This window comes from Desulfosporosinus sp. I2 (assembly GCF_000960765.1).
Taxonomy (GTDB): domain Bacteria; phylum Bacillota; class Desulfitobacteriia; order Desulfitobacteriales; family Desulfitobacteriaceae; genus Desulfosporosinus.
Genome location: NZ_JYNH01000124.1, coordinates 1 through 14390, shown reverse-complemented (window position 1 = coordinate 14390; position 14390 = coordinate 1). Strand labels below are relative to the sequence as shown.

Annotated in this window: 12 protein-coding genes and 1 other annotated feature; of the genes, 9 read left to right on the top strand and 3 right to left on the bottom strand. The window is 43.7% G+C overall.

Annotation, left to right across the window (positions count from 1 at the left end; genetic code table 11):
• Nucleotides 1-388 precede the first annotated feature (388 nt).
• The 9 genes from ablA to UF75_RS20180 all read left to right on the top strand — a co-directional run bounded on the left by ablA (nt 389) and on the right by UF75_RS20180 (nt 9189).
• Nucleotides 389-1633 carry a lysine 2,3-aminomutase gene (gene ablA / locus UF75_RS20220; RefSeq protein WP_045576364.1) on the top strand — a complete coding sequence of 415 codons (1245 nt, stop codon included), beginning with the start codon at nt 389-391 and terminating at the stop codon, nt 1631-1633.
• A gap of 110 nt (nt 1634-1743) precedes the next feature.
• Entirely contained in the window at nt 1744-2781 is a 1038-nt protein-coding gene (locus UF75_RS20215) for an L-erythro-3,5-diaminohexanoate dehydrogenase (RefSeq protein WP_045576363.1), read from the top strand.
• Nucleotides 2774-3904 (top strand): hypothetical protein, encoded by a 1131-nt coding sequence (locus UF75_RS20210; protein WP_045576362.1) that lies wholly within the window; start codon nt 2774-2776, stop codon nt 3902-3904. The genes UF75_RS20215 and UF75_RS20210 overlap by 8 nt, the downstream gene beginning before the upstream one ends.
• Before the next feature lie 34 nt (nt 3905-3938).
• On the top strand, nt 3939-5507 hold the full coding sequence (locus tag UF75_RS20205; RefSeq protein WP_045576361.1) for a lysine 5,6-aminomutase subunit alpha: 1569 nt from the start codon (nt 3939-3941) through the stop codon (nt 5505-5507).
• Between the two features lie 41 nt (nt 5508-5548).
• Nucleotides 5549-6298: an OAM dimerization domain-containing protein gene (locus tag UF75_RS20200; RefSeq protein WP_045576360.1), complete on the top strand. Its 750-nt coding sequence runs from the start codon at nt 5549-5551 to the stop codon at nt 6296-6298.
• 50 nt (nt 6299-6348) lie between these two features.
• Complete coding sequence (locus UF75_RS20195) at nt 6349-6741, top strand: hotdog domain-containing protein (RefSeq protein ID WP_045576359.1); 393 nt, start codon at nt 6349-6351, stop codon at nt 6739-6741.
• A 62-nt stretch (nt 6742-6803) separates the two neighbouring features.
• Nucleotides 6804-7622 carry a 3-keto-5-aminohexanoate cleavage protein gene (locus tag UF75_RS20190; protein WP_045576358.1) on the top strand — a complete coding sequence of 273 codons (819 nt, stop codon included), beginning with the start codon at nt 6804-6806 and terminating at the stop codon, nt 7620-7622.
• Nucleotides 7623-7838: 216 nt separating this feature from the next.
• The gene (locus UF75_RS20185) at nt 7839-8759 is read left to right on the top strand and encodes a M23 family metallopeptidase (protein WP_045576357.1); all 921 of its coding nucleotides are present in this window, start codon (nt 7839-7841) and stop codon (nt 8757-8759) included.
• A complete protein-coding gene (locus UF75_RS20180; protein WP_045576356.1) occupies nt 8752-9189 on the top strand; it encodes a polymer-forming cytoskeletal protein in 438 nt (145 codons plus the stop codon). The genes UF75_RS20185 and UF75_RS20180 overlap by 8 nt, the downstream gene beginning before the upstream one ends.
• A gap of 90 nt (nt 9190-9279) precedes the next feature.
• Here UF75_RS20180 and UF75_RS20175 read toward each other — a convergent pair whose 3' ends face one another.
• From UF75_RS20175 to UF75_RS20165, 3 genes are all read right to left on the bottom strand, one after another.
• Complete coding sequence (locus UF75_RS20175; protein WP_045576355.1) at nt 9280-10797, bottom strand: 2-isopropylmalate synthase; 1518 nt, start codon at nt 10795-10797, stop codon at nt 9280-9282.
• Between the two features lie 41 nt (nt 10798-10838).
• Nucleotides 10839-11182: a binding site (T-box leader), on the bottom strand.
• 152 nt (nt 11183-11334) lie between these two features.
• Nucleotides 11335-12714, bottom strand: a complete 1380-nt coding sequence (locus UF75_RS20170; protein ID WP_045576354.1) for a hypothetical protein — start codon at nt 12712-12714, stop codon at nt 11335-11337.
• A 365-nt stretch (nt 12715-13079) separates the two neighbouring features.
• On the bottom strand, nt 13080-14390 hold a 1311-nt coding region (locus tag UF75_RS20165), incomplete at its 5' end, for an HlyD family efflux transporter periplasmic adaptor subunit (protein WP_348983081.1).

Sequence of the window (14390 nt, the reverse complement as noted above, 5' to 3'; positions counted from 1 at the left end):
ATAACCAAACACGTCCTCCCTACAAACTATATCGTTCAAACTCACCTTTTTTCATAAATAAAGGGTATTTTTCCTCATTCAGAAAGCGCGCATCGATTCTCTCTTAGCGCGCTTAATTGCAAAAATGTATAATTTTATTATAAAGAATTATTAATTTAAAAGTAACCCCCAAGTCCCATGTATTATGTATTCCTGAACACTTGCTGACTCAAGCATACTCTTCTTATTTGAAGTTTACTTTCAAATATTAATATCTATTACAGCCTCTATGAATATACATAAATATTGGCAAAGCACCCCCAGCCCAAAACCCGGCATTAATCCGGTGATTTTTGGGCTGATTTAGACGCTTGCTAGCTTTACAATGAACTCTGAGGAGGTTACCCTTATGCGCACTCATCAAAACCTCTCTAAATGGTCACGGGTTCCTACGGAACAATGGAATGATTGGCACTGGCAAATATCCCACCGTGTTACGACGGTCGAAGAATTAAAAGAGGTTATTCCGTTGACTGAAGACGAAGAAGCGGGCATTACCCAATGCCTAGAAACCCTTCGCATGGCCGTCACCCCCTATTATGCTTCTCTGATCAACCCTAACGATCCTCAATGTCCAGTGCGCAAACAAGCGATTCCCACTGCTTTAGAACTCCATGTCGGGGAATATGACCTCTTTGATCCCCTTCATGAAGACACGGATTCTCCCGTACCAGGATTAACGCATCGCTACCCGGATCGGGTTTTGTTACTCGTAACCGATCAATGTTCAATGTATTGCCGGCATTGTACTAGGCGACGTATGGCGGGCCAAACTGATCAGGCACTTCCTTTAGAACATTTTCAGCAGGCACTCCAATACATTCGGGCGACCCCGCAAGTCCGTGACGTCTTGATTTCAGGAGGGGATCCCTTCACATTCTCGGATGATCGTTTAGACTATATTCTATCTAATTTGCGGGCCATTCCACATGTTGAAATCATTCGAATTGGAAGCCGTATTCCAGTCGTTCTTCCCATGCGTATTACAGATGATCTCGTCCAAATGCTGCGTAAATATCACCCTCTTTGGGTCAATACGCATTTTAATCATCCCAAAGAAATAACTCCTGAATCCCAAGCTGCACTGGCTCGTCTTGCCGATGCCGGAATCCCACTGGGAAATCAGTCTGTTCTTCTCAGAGGGGTCAATGACTGTCCCAACATCATGAAGAAGCTGGTGCATTTACTAGTCAAAAATCGAGTTCGACCCTACTATATATACCAATGCGATCTTACAACTGGTATTGAACATTTTCGCACATCAGTCTCGAAAGGAATTGAGATCGTGGAAAATTTACGCGGACATACGAGCGGCTATGCTGTGCCTACTTATGTCGTCGATGCACCTGGGGGAGGGGGCAAGATACCGGTTAGTCCCCAATATCTCATTTCTATGGGACCTAATAAAATCGTTCTCCGCAACTATGAAGGGGTGATTACAGTTTACGATGAACCCAATCTTTTGCAAGAAGAGTGTCAATGCGAGTACTGCCGTGAAAACGATCGTCAGGTTGGGGTTCTCAAACTCTTGAACCATCAAAAACTTTCACTGGAACCGGAAAACCTTGATCGTCGACATCGCCACGCTAAGTAACTTTTTCTAATAATATCTGCTCTTTGCGGTTGATTATCTACAGGCGTGTAGTGGATCATGTGAACTATTTGCTAATTGATTTAAAGCCTAAGCTGAAAGGAGCTAGTCAGATGCCGTTAGGTTGCCCATTCGGAACCCATCGAGTTATTGAACCCCATGGGGTATTTCCTCAACCCGCAGAATCCCTGAACAATGACTTCTCGACCCTTTATGACAACGAGATCCTGATTGACGTAGAAGTGTTGAACATTGATTCCGCCTCATTTACCCAAATTAAACATGAAGCTGGCGGTCTTCCAGGGAAGATTGCTCAGATCATCTTGGAAACGGTTGCCCAGCGGGGTAAACAGCATAATCCAGTGACTGGCTCCGGTGGAATGTTGATTGGGAAAATCAAGGCCCTAGGATCTGCTTTACAGAATCGTCCTTTGAACGTCGGGGATCGAATCGCTACCCTTGTTTCCTTATCCTTGACTCCCCTCCACATTGAGGAAATCCTCGCTGTGCACAAGGAAGTTGATCAAGTAGAAATTCGTGGAGAAGCCATCTTATTTGAAAGTGGTATTTATGCCAAACTTCCAGATGACCTACCCCAAAAACTGGCTTTGGCGGTTCTCGATGTCGCAGGTGCTCCAGCCCAAACAGCAAAAATCGTCAAACCTGGAGATACGGTGGTGGTAATTGGTGGTGGAGGAAAATCCGGACTCTTATGCCTCCACGAGGCTTGTAAACGGGCAGGTGTTACAGGCCAGGTAATCGGGATTAGTCAGTCTACCGCTGGTGTGAAACGGATGAAAGATTCTGGTCTGCCCGTGATTACACTTCAAGGAGATGCCTGCGACGCACTCTGGGTTTTACGTGAAATCAAACGTCTAACCGATGGCAAATTGGCGGATCTTACCTTAAATATGGTCAACATTCCTCGGACTGAACTCGGCAGTATTCTAGCGACTCGGGATAAAGGGATCGTCTATTTCTTTAGCATGGCAACTTCGTTTACTGCAGCAGCGCTAGGCGCCGAAGGTATCGGTAAAGACGTGACAATGCTGGTCGGCAACGGGTATACCGAAGGACATGCGGAAATCGCCTTGGCTATTATGCGCGAAAACCTTCCCCTCCGCGAACTCTATGAGAGAACTTATGCCTAACCCAGATGTTTGGAAAATGATATTACGCTCCAAACTCTCCACGTTTTCCACCCTCATTTTTGCGGGACTCGTCAAGAATGCTGGCAAAACAACGGCCTTAAACGCTATAAATACTCTTTTCCCAGACGAATCCCTTGGACTAACTTCCCTAGGGTATGACGGTGAAACACAGGATGCAATATACCGCCACCCGAAACCCTCCATTTCAGTTCGCACGGGCCAAATCATTCTTACAGCAGAGCGCTTCCTTCCAGACACGCCAAAAAGGTATGATATTCTAGAAACTTGGGGAAATCACCCTCAATTTGGCTCATGGCAAATCCTAAAAATAACTGCACCCGGGGATTTCCGTATGGCGGGCCCCTCTGCTCTTTCAGAACTCGTAGAGGGCATTTCACGGTTGCGCTACCATGGTGCCCGTCGAATTCATGTGGATGGGGCACTAAACCGTCTCTCACATATTTCTGTGACATCTCTAGCAAAAACGGAAGAAGCAGTTGCCTTCGATACCTTACAGGAGTTGTCAGGGAGGGAGAAAATTAAAAGAATTGTAAATCGAGATGCAGGCATAGTCCTGAGTACAAGCGCTGCTTTAGGAAACACGTTAAACGAAGTAATAGAACGCACGCTACATAACTTGGAATTATTTCAACTTCCCTCCTTTTCACGATCCTCTCCTATTCCTTTGATAAATTCGGGCCAAGACCAAGCCCTCCCTTTTCAGCAAAACGCTTATTTTCATCAAGGTTCTTGGAGTCTCTTACCAACATTTCTCTGGAACCAGGCCTTAAAAGTCCTTATTCCTGCCCAAACGGATTCAATTTATCTGAAAGGTGCGCTAACGGATTCTATCTACTTAGCACTGCGCGCAGCAGAGCGATTACCTTATCGATTTATTGTTCGTAGTCCAGCGCATGTGCTCCTATCTCCTGCCGTATGGAACGGTTTAAAGTCTAGGGGAATCGAAGTAACTCTGCTGGATTCCCCTCACCTCGCAATACTTACCCTATGCCCTTGGCATCCTATAACTCCAATCCCTACGGAACGAATGGCGGAAGCTTTGCTTCCTTACATTAAGATCCCAATGGTAGATATGCAAAAGCAAGAAGTTTGGTTGCCTTAAACCTATCATAAATTCCCTTTTGGAGGTGGTTGTAGTGACTCGCCCCTATCCTCATAACAAACTTCATCTGGCTCTCGATCATATAGCTTTGGCCAGAACCTTAGCCAAGGACATCGTCGACCAAATTACCCCCTTTATACTTTCCCATAGTACGGTCAGTGTCGAGCGTTCGATTTTACGTCTACTTGGAATTCAGGGGGTTGATCCCGAAGGTATTCCATTGCCCAACATTATCATCGATCACTTAAAGGAGCATCACCTCCTTGAAGAAGGGGCTGCACGCTCCTTCGCCAAAGCCTGCCTCCACTTTAAATTGGACCCCCAAACTCTTGCAGGACAATTGGCTTGTCGAGAACGATCGTTTGAAGATCTCCCAGATTTCCCTGAGGAACAAATTGTTGACAAGGCCATCACCCTAACTCAACCCTTATTGGAACAAATTAGCAATCAGCGCCAAAGTCGTGAGCACTGTTTGTCTAGCTTGGGTGATGGTTCAGAGCCCTACCTTTACGTTATTGTCGCCACCGGTAATATTTACGAAGATGTTCTACAAGCAAAGGTTGCCGCACGACAAGGTGCCGACATTATTGCCGTAATCCGCTCAACCGGACAAAGCCTTCTCGATTATGTTCCTTATGGACCAACCACTGAGGGATTTGGCGGAACTTTTGCTACCCAAGAAAACTTTCGTATTATGCGTGAGGCCTTGGATGAAGTCGGGCAAGAACTGGGGCGCTATATTCGCCTAACCAACTATTGTTCGGGTCTGTGCATGCCGGAAATCGCAGTGATGGGGGCCTTAGAACGACTTGACGTGATGCTGAATGACTCGATGTACGGCATTATCTTTCGGGACATCAATATGCAACGCACCTTTATCGACCAATATTTTTCCCGTTTGATCAACGGATTTGCGGGGATCATTATTAACACTGGTGAGGACAATTATCTCACGACGTCGGATGCACTTGAGGCAGCACATACCGTCCTTGCTTCAAATTTCCTTAACGAACAATTCGCCTTTCTCTCTAGAATTCCCGAAGAACAACAGGGTTTGGGCCATGCTATGGAAATTAACCCCGATGTACCTAATGCGTTTCTCTATGAAATCGCCCAAGCCCAGCTGATCCGGGAGATTTTCCCCCGTTCACCAATCAAATACATGCCCCCCACGAAATTTATGACGGGGGATATTTTCCGTGGGCATGTTCAGGATACGCTTTTCAATGTCGCTTCCATCATGACCGGTCAAAGCATTCATCTACTGGGGATGCTCACTGAGGCGCTCCATACCCCTCTCATGCAAGACCGCTTTCTAAGTCTGGAATCTGCCAAACTCGTTTTCAAATCACTTAGACACTTGCAAGAGGAAATTAGGTTTACTACTGAAGGCGTAATACAACAGCACGCTCAAACCACTCTTCAAAAAGCAGTCGGCATGCTTGAGGAAATCCAGAAAATAGGTCTTTTCAAAGCCCTTGAACAAGGCATGTTTGCAGAAATTTCTCGAAAACCAACGGGTGGTCGGGGTCTCGATGGGGTTTTTGCCAAGAGCTCTAAATACCTAAATCCAAGTGCGTGGTTCGATGTTCGCAGTTCGTAGTTCATGGTTGGTTCACTAATATCGCACTGGGGGTGATTTCAATGCCAACCATTGATTATCGTCAAATTCGTCCCTATGGAGATACCCTTGATGATGGGATCATACAGCTCTCTTTTACCTTACCCGTACCTTTTGGGGAAGAAGCCCAAGAGGCTGCACGACGTTGGGCCTTACAAAGTGGCTTTTGGGACCCTAAAGTCGTCGTCGCGCTAGATTTAGGAGAAGGCTTCACTTTCTTTGTGCTTTATGCTTGTTCCACAGTTTGTATAGACTTTACCTCGATTGAAGTCCCTAAGCTCTCTCATGAACGATTGGAAAAGTCAGAAATCGACCTCCTCATCCGTACTCTGCTCGGTCGCAAATTAGTGATCGTGGGTGCCTGTATAGAGAGCGACGCCCATACGGTCGGGATCGATGCCATCATGAACATGAAGGGATACAACGGACATAAAGGGCTTGAAAGTTATCATGAGATCGACGCAATTAATCTGGGGTCCCAAGTTTCTTGCGAAGAATTACTGACTAAAGCACACGAAGTCTTGGCAGATGCCATCTTAATCTCTCAAGTAGTCACGCAGAAATCCCTTCATCTCCAGAATCTCACTCGGATGGTCGAACTTCTCGAACTTGAAGGCCTAAGGGATCGTTTTCTTTTGGTTGCCGGAGGGCCTAGGATTAATTATGAATTAGCCAAAGAATTGGGCTATGATGCCGGTTTTGGTCCCGGCACCTATGCTGAAGATGTGGCAAGCTTTGTATTGGATCGAGTACTTGCTCGTTGTGTCAAATAATAAAACTGAGTATCCTGAGATTTTGAATTCGTTAGGGAGGATTAAACATCATGTACAAAAGCTTGATCAGGTTACGTATTAGTTCTGGGGATGCTCACTATGGCGGGGGGTTAGTGGATGGAGCACATATGCTAAAACTTTTCGGGGACGTTGCAACTGAATTACTTATTTATACGGATGGGGATGAAGGGCTATTTGTAGCTTATGAAACTATTGAATTTCTCGCTCCGGTCTTTGCGGGAGACTATATTGAAGCGAGCGGAGTTATCACCCACTACGGAAATACGTCGCGTAAAATGAGCTTTGAGGCAAAAAAAGTTATTTCCCCCTTACCAGGTAGTGATAGCGCATCTGAAATCCTTAAAGATCCTATTCTTGTCTGTCGAGCAAGCGGAACTTGCGTGGTTCCCAAGGCAAAACAACGGTTTGAGCCTCATAACTAGCTCAAGCGAACTGTGATGAATTAGAAATTTCGTTAGATTACTTACGTTCAGGGGGTTTAATTATGGAAAAATTAATCATTACGGCCGCGCTCGTGGGCGCAGAGGTTACACGTGATCAAACACCGTTCATTCCCCTTACCCCTCGTGAAATTGCCGATGAAGCCAAAAAGGCATACGACGCAGGCGCCTCAATCGTTCATTTGCACATGCGTGATCAATTCGGGAACCCATCGCAGGATAAAACACTCTTTGCCGAAGGGATTTCCTATATTCAATCCGAAACCGATCTCATTATTCAAGTATCCACCGGAGGAGCCGTTGGAATGACCGCCGAAGAACGAGTTCAACCTGTAACTTTGGGACCTGAAATGGCTTCGCTAAGTACCGGGAGCGTGAATTTTGGGGAGGATGTTTTCTTTAATCCCTTACCAATGGTTCGAGAGTTCGCTCAAGTTTGCCGAACTTACCGCGTAAAACCCGAACTTGAGGTTTTTGAAAGTGGAATGGTTCAAAATGCCTTAACTCTTGTGCAGCAGGGCCTACTTCTAGATCCCCTCCACTTTAATTTTGTATTAGGGGTTCCTGGGGGCATGCCAGCTACGGCTAAGAACCTCCTTTTTCTCCTGGATCTGATTCCCCTCACTTCAACTTGGACCGTCTCAGGTATAGGTAAGCATCAGCTAAGTATGAACACACTTGGTATTCTTCTTGGTGGACATGTGCGAACTGGATTTGAAGACAATATTTATTACCGGAAAGGGGTTCTTTCTAAAGGAAATGCGCCTTTGGTCGACCGCTTAGTTAAACTTGCCGAAAACCTAGACCGTCCCATCGCCAGCACTGCCGAAGCTCGTGAGATTCTTAGGTTACTTCCCCGTTAAATCTTAAAGTATAATCTTCTATGGTCAAAAAGAACATGCTCAATCGATGTGGGCATGTTTCCTTTTTGGGTTAATCTGAAGTATATTGAGGGATATTGGGTAAGGAGTGTGTTGAATTGTTGACAAGCTACGAAATGCCGTTTATTGTACACTTAGGTGTTATAATTATTGCAATAGTCAAAGATTTTTATAGAACAATTTTTCCGGAGGAATTCAATGAAAAAAAAATATACTATCATCTTTATTCCACCCGATCACTCTAATACCCACCAGTTTCAGTTTTCTAAACAAAGCAGACGAGTTCTTAGTGGTGGAATGCTTCTCATAGGTTTTCTAGTGATTGGGCTATTTGCTCAAAACCTCTATCTAAGTCATTATGTAAAGGAACGCCAACCTACCATAGACCATATTAATCAACTTAAATCCACGATTGTTGAACGAGATCAAGAAATCTCTCAGCTCAACGATATGTCCCATCAAATCACTAATGATCTCCAAACAATAAGAAATTTAGAAGATAAACTTTCCTCCATTCTGAAAATTAATCCCACCTCTTCATCTGCAAGCGTAAGTCGAGGTCTTGAGCCCACGACTCGAAACCTCATATCATCTGATCCAACCATTCAAACGCTTGACCATCAGGTTTTAATAGTAACTGAACATTTATATCTGTTACAACGCTATTATGAGGCAGCAGTCCTTCAGAAAGATCAGCTTGAACACACACCGACTATTCTTCCTACTGAAGGTGAAATCACCTCTTCCTTCGGTTATCGTCGCAATCCCTTCGGAGGCCGATCGACTGAGTATCATAACGGACTTGATATCGCCTGTAATTACGGTTCTCCAGTATTAGCTTCGGCCAGCGGTGTAGTCACCTTTGCTGCCCGAGATCCAGTCTTTGGCCTAAAGGTTGTTATTGATCATGGTCATGGGATTGAAACCTTTTACGGTCACAATTCTAAACTTCTAGTAAAGAAAGGGGATCAAGTGAAAAAAACTGACTTGATTGCCTATAGTGGTAATAGTGGACGAAGCACAGGATCTCATCTTCATTATGGAACCATCGTTAATGGCGAGAATGTTGATCCACTTTCGTTCACAATCTTGACAAAGGAGGAGCAACCGGATGTTTAAAAGACCTTCAATCAATCCATTGAACAGTGGGGGAGACACCACCTTTATTGCTGCAGACTGCCAAATTACCGGTTCAATTAGCATTAAGGGTAATGCAAGAATTGACGGTAAAATTGAAGGAAATGTTCAAGTAACCGGCGATTTGGTAATTGGTGCAAGCGCCTTTTTAAAGGCTAATATTGAAGCAAGTACTGTGAACATTGCTGGAGAAGTCTGTGGTAACATTAAAGCATCAAGCCTATTAGAATTAAATGCCACTGCTCGCTTAGTTGGCGATATTTGCACACGACAGTTTAAAGTGGAACAGGGTGCCCATTTTACAGGATCGAGTCAGCTGCTTGAAGAAACCATCGCTCCTTTAACCTTAACTGAAAATAGTAAAGAACTGTACCCCCTAAAAGAAAAAAAACTTGCTTCAAAAAATCGGTAAAACTACCCGGTACATAAACTAAATTTAACCAAAAGGGCAGCTGGATCAAAATCTGATCCACTGCCCTTTTGGATTGTCCAAGCCCCCAGTTTAAACTTCCTGCTCATTTCGCAAGCCTCTCTTATCTAAGGCATTAATATAAGCTTTAGCACTAGCTTCAATAATATCCGTTGAAAAACCCTTGCCTACTACAAGACGACCATCCTCATAGCGCAGCTTTACAGTGGCCTCTCCTAAAGCTTCGCTACTTCGAGTCACAGACTTTAGGGTATAGTCTTCGAGGATAGCGGTATTGCCTGTTATCCTATCAATCGTATTGAATAGAGCATTCACTGGGCCGTTACCACAGGCGGCATCCGTGATCAGTATTCCCTCAATTTCTAGGATTACGGTAGCTGTGGCCATCTCAACCCCATTGGTTGCTATCGACATACTCTGTAGCACAATACTGCTTTCCATGCCTCCTGAATCCCCCATGAGAACATAAAGATCTTGGTCGAAAACTTCTTTCTTCTGATCCGCCAATTGTAGGAACCTTTGATACACATCATCCAACTGTGCACCTTCAATGGTATAGCCTAACTCCTCCAGACAATGTTGGAGGGCATGTCTTCCCGATCTTGCTGTAAGGCTAATAATATTTTGAGGCACTCCAATAGTTTCTGGTTGAATGATCTCATACGTTTCCCTATCTTTTAAAACTCCATCTTGATGAATGCCTGAGGCATGATTGAAAGCATTGGCTCCCACAATCGCTTTATGATCCGGGACGGTCACACCGGTAATTCTGGAGACAAGTCTGCTCGTAGCAGAAATTTCACGGGTATTAATTTTGCTCTCTACTCCGTACCCATCTCGCCGGGTATAAATAGACATAATGACCTCTTCCAAGGAAGTATTCCCTGCCCGCTCTCCAATACCATTAATCGTACCTTCAACTTGGCTTGCTCCTGCTTTGATACCTGCTAGGGAATTCGCCGTTGCCATTCCTAAATCGTTATGGCAATGAACACTAACGATCGCTCTATCAATATTCTTGACGTTGTTAATAACATAACTAATCAGTTCTCCGTATTCCCACGGGTTAGCATAACCGACGGTATCAGGGAGATTAACAACCGTAGCTCCAGCAGTAATCACGTTTTCGATCACTCGTACCAAAAACGATGGGTCACTGCGGAAAGCGTCTTCTGCGTAAAACTCAACATCGCTTACGTATTTCTTGGCATACTTCACGGCAGCAACCGCCTGTTCCACGACTTGATCAGGGCTTAGCTTTAATTTCTTTTCCATATGAACTGGAGATACCCCTATACCCGTGTGGATGCGGGGGTATTCCGCGTTACGTAATGCTTCAGCACAGAGATCAATGTCCGGGGCGACTGCCCTTGTCAGCCCACAGATGATGACTCCTTTAACTTCTTTAGCAAGCGTTCGCACAGATTCCATATCCCCTGGCGAAGAAGCTGGGAAACCCGCTTCAATAATATCTACGCCAAGCTTGACTAACTGATGGCCAATCTCTAATTTCTCTTTGACATTCAAGGTTATCCCCAGAGATTGTTCTCCATCCCTGAGGGTGGTATCAAAGACATGTAATTTACGCATAATTTTTTCCTCCTTCAAAATAAAATAAACCCTTCGTCTCTGATTGAGACGAAGGGTTAATTCGCGGTACCACTCAAGTTGACAGCAACTAGATAGAGCTGTCTTCTCTGCAGATACGGGAGCTAATCGTGGTTAGTAGTTCGTGATTCGTGGTTCGACCCGAAAAAATACCCATGGTTCGAACTACGTACATCGAACTTCGAACATCGAAGTTCCGATATCTCCTTCCTTTTAACGGTGGAAGCTCCGTCCGAGCCTACTTTAATCCAATTTCGGTCGGCTACTCGAGGAAGAGTTCCAAGCCTATTCCATTGCTGCCTTTCACCAAACGGCAGCTCTCTAGAATGGAAGGAGGGACTGTACTATTTCCTCTCATCGTCATTTTAGCATTTTTAAATATTCTATACTACTTCTGGTTATTGTCAAGTGTATTATTATAATCTTGACCCATTCTCTTTAATTCATCATAGTATTATACGTTATGCCTTTTTTCATTCAGTGCCACTGTCGTCACTTAAGGTTAGTTCTAAAACCTTCTCAACTAAAGTAAGGTCCATTCGGTGGCGTAGGATGTACATACATCAGGTGGCCATCATCGTTAGCTTTTTCTAAAATTGTCTTAAGCAACTCTTGGTAACTTCGATCCGAGTTGGTAAGATCTTGGATTGCAAGAGCCTCATTAGCTGCTTCAATCAGGTTATCCACAGTAACAAAACCGTTTGTGGAAACAACATCATCACCGCCGACAAAAATTTGATGATCCCCAATATATAGGCAACTGTCCAAATCCACAAACTCGGCTAAGGTATTTAGTTCTAAAACTGCTAATTGGGCAGAGAGCCTGTATCTAAGGTTACTATTTGAACTTAAAAGCCAAGGCCTAAAAGAATCAGCTTGATCATTTTTGTTGTTGTAATACAATGGATTAAAAGGCTTTCCGTCTGGTCTAAGCAAGTTTAAAGCGCGTAGTTCCCCTAACGGATTCTCAAGACCGTTGAATACTTCTGCACCCAGACTATTGCCCCAATAGCTAATCCCCTGGCTATTGTCAGAACTTAGAAAAACACTTCCAAACTCCACAGTTTCAGAGTCACCTTGTGCTAAATTTATGCTTACCGTTTCGGGTGTTGTGTTAACCCAATAGGGTTTATCGCTCCATGGCTGGGTTATTTCAGTCACTTCATAAGTCCCTGGGCTTAGAAGCAGTTGGTTTACTGGGGTCATGAAATCACCGATAAAAGTCTTTGTTTCATTATCTTCAATACGATTAATTTTCACCTTCCACCCCGAGAGATACGGTTCACTATCCAGGTCTCTATCCCCATCCGTATTTTGATCGTAAAATTTATTAATACTCAGTGTAGTCGTTGTAGTGTCCTCGTTCACTGTATGTGTCTTAATCTTAAAGGTAGTTGTTTTTGATTGTGATTTCGCAAAAGAAGAATCTTGGCTGACCCAGACTTTGTATACGCCACCGGGATTTGATGATGCTTCAAAATCTGTAGCATCAGAGAGTTGGATCAAGCCCGCCTCGAACCTTCCACTTTCATTCACAGTATAAGTTTGTGTACTCTTACCTAAAACAGTTTTCCCGTTGGGGGTAGTAACTTGAATATAATATTCTCCTATGGGTAAATGCCCTCCCTTCTTGGGCCCTCCACTTAAATAAACATCTTCTTTGTCTGTAAAAATTTTTTTGTTGACTTCGTAACCACTCGCATCGGTCGTCCAGATAGCGCCGCTCAAATGAAAATGTTTATTTTTAAAAACATGTTGCTTCTGAGGGTTATGCCCGTTTAGATTATCGTTTACTTTCTTAGAGTTCTGTCCAGCAAATACTGTCACTGGAATTAAAGTGATCACTAGTAAACCTATCACTAAAAGACTTAATAATCGTGACCATAAATTTTTCTTCATACATTTGACCCCTTCCCAAAATTAGATTCCCTTCTTGATTAAGCTTCTCAACCTCCCTCCAATCGTTTCTACCTATAAATTCGTAAAGTTTGTAACTGTTTGAGGGGGGAGCTTTCCACTATATTCCACTGGTTACCGACAGCATCATGGGTTTTTGTTGAACAAAAACTGCTTAAAGGAGTACAATTTACGAAATTTGATATATACTCCTAAAATTAGCAAATTATTGATATCAATAATTCGTTGGGCACCTTATTGCTCGAGTCGGATGACCTGTAAGATGCTGAAAGAGCCGCTAACTCCCTAATGTTAGCGGCTCAAAGTTACGTCACATATGTGATACACTCCTGGTATGCAGTTTCTTATTAATTAAGCCTCTTAAGGGGTTTCCCTTCTTTAAGTTCCTTTAAATTAGGGTCCTGAAGAATAATATCGTCCTTTGATAAACCTTGCTCGATAGTAATCTGACTGTCGTTCTCCAATCCTTTCTTCACAGGCTGGATTTTAGCTTTTCCCTCTCGGATCATCCAAACGGCATCCCCTTCTTGATAGGGAAAAAGGGCGGTTTTAGGGATCATAAGTTGATCAGGAACTTGCAGGGTGGTGAATTTAACATCCACATGACTACCCAGTACAACCTTTGCAGATTTTTCAGTGAGTAGAATCGTAATTTTGACACGGTTTTCTTTTAAGCCGAGTGGGGAAATCCTCTCAATCGCTGAGATACCAACATCATTAACTGTACCTTCAAAGGTTTTATTACCTGTGCTGGTCGCTTGAATCACTTGTACCGGGCTCCCCACTTTGATGTCAAGGGCATCACTGGCTAGAACAAAGCTCTCTAATTTATAGCCAGTGTTGGCAAAAACGGTCATAATCTGCTGACCTTGAGAGATTACGTTACCTTCTTTAAGAGATAGGTCTTTGATAACCCCATCTTGTAAGGCAACCACAACCGCTTTGCTAATCTTATCATTTAACTGGTCAATTTGCGTTTGAAGAGCTTTCTTCTGATTACTATAATAAAGTTCTGTCCCTTGTGAAGTTTGATGTTGCTCATAGATCAGTTGTAAGCCTAATTTTTGCTGTTCCAAAAGAATTTTCGCTTTCTCAAATGTTCTCTCCGCTTCTTCATATTGAACAAGGGCAATTGATCCCGCTTCATAGAGTGTCTTCATGCGAGTCAAGTTAAGTTCTTCAGTCTGAGCATCCTTTTCTGCTAGCTGTATGAGTAACGTTTGTTGTGCGATTTGCGCCTGATCAGGGCTCTTATAATTTTCTAAGCGTTGTCCTTCCAGACTCAGTAATTGAGCCTTCAGTCCCTCCACTTGATACTTTAAATCACTGGTGCTCATCTCCAAAAGCACTTGTCCCTTTTTAATGCTGTCTCCATTTTGAACCTTGAGAGATTCCAGTTTCCCCTCAACAGGATTGAAGATCGGCCACTCCTGAGCAGCCATAATTTCCCCTTCCTCTGTAAAACCTTTGCGAAAATCTTGGGGATGTAGAGTAATAACGTTGACCGCTAAAGGCATGGCCTTCGAGATGGCAACTGAAATAAGAATTAAGAGTGCAAGCCCTCCGAATATTAAGAACTTACGATACTTAAACTTAGGTAATTTAAATGATTTTGGTGTTTGACTAAACTTGGCTTTTTCAATGGCCATTTTTACCCT

Bases quoted from the DNA above. Each gene is read 5' to 3' on its own strand.
- UF75_RS20190 (WP_045576358.1), top strand. From the start codon at position 6,804: ATGGAAAAATTAATCATTACGGCCGCGCTCGTGGGCGCAGAGGTTACA.
- UF75_RS20215 (WP_045576363.1), top strand. From the start codon at position 1,744: ATGCCGTTAGGTTGCCCATTCGGAACCCATCGAGTTATTGAACCCCAT.
- UF75_RS20210 (WP_045576362.1), top strand. From the start codon at position 2,774: ATGCCTAACCCAGATGTTTGGAAAATGATATTACGCTCCAAACTCTCC.
- UF75_RS20200 (WP_045576360.1), top strand. From the start codon at position 5,549: ATGCCAACCATTGATTATCGTCAAATTCGTCCCTATGGAGATACCCTT.
- ablA (WP_045576364.1), top strand. From the start codon at position 389: ATGCGCACTCATCAAAACCTCTCTAAATGGTCACGGGTTCCTACGGAA.
- UF75_RS20175 (WP_045576355.1), bottom strand. From the start codon at position 10,797: ATGCGTAAATTACATGTCTTTGATACCACCCTCAGGGATGGAGAACAA.
- UF75_RS20170 (WP_045576354.1), bottom strand. From the start codon at position 12,714: ATGAAGAAAAATTTATGGTCACGATTATTAAGTCTTTTAGTGATAGGT.
- UF75_RS20195 (WP_045576359.1), top strand. From the start codon at position 6,349: ATGTACAAAAGCTTGATCAGGTTACGTATTAGTTCTGGGGATGCTCAC.
- UF75_RS20185 (WP_045576357.1), top strand. From the start codon at position 7,839: ATGAAAAAAAAATATACTATCATCTTTATTCCACCCGATCACTCTAAT.
- UF75_RS20180 (WP_045576356.1), top strand. From the start codon at position 8,752: ATGTTTAAAAGACCTTCAATCAATCCATTGAACAGTGGGGGAGACACC.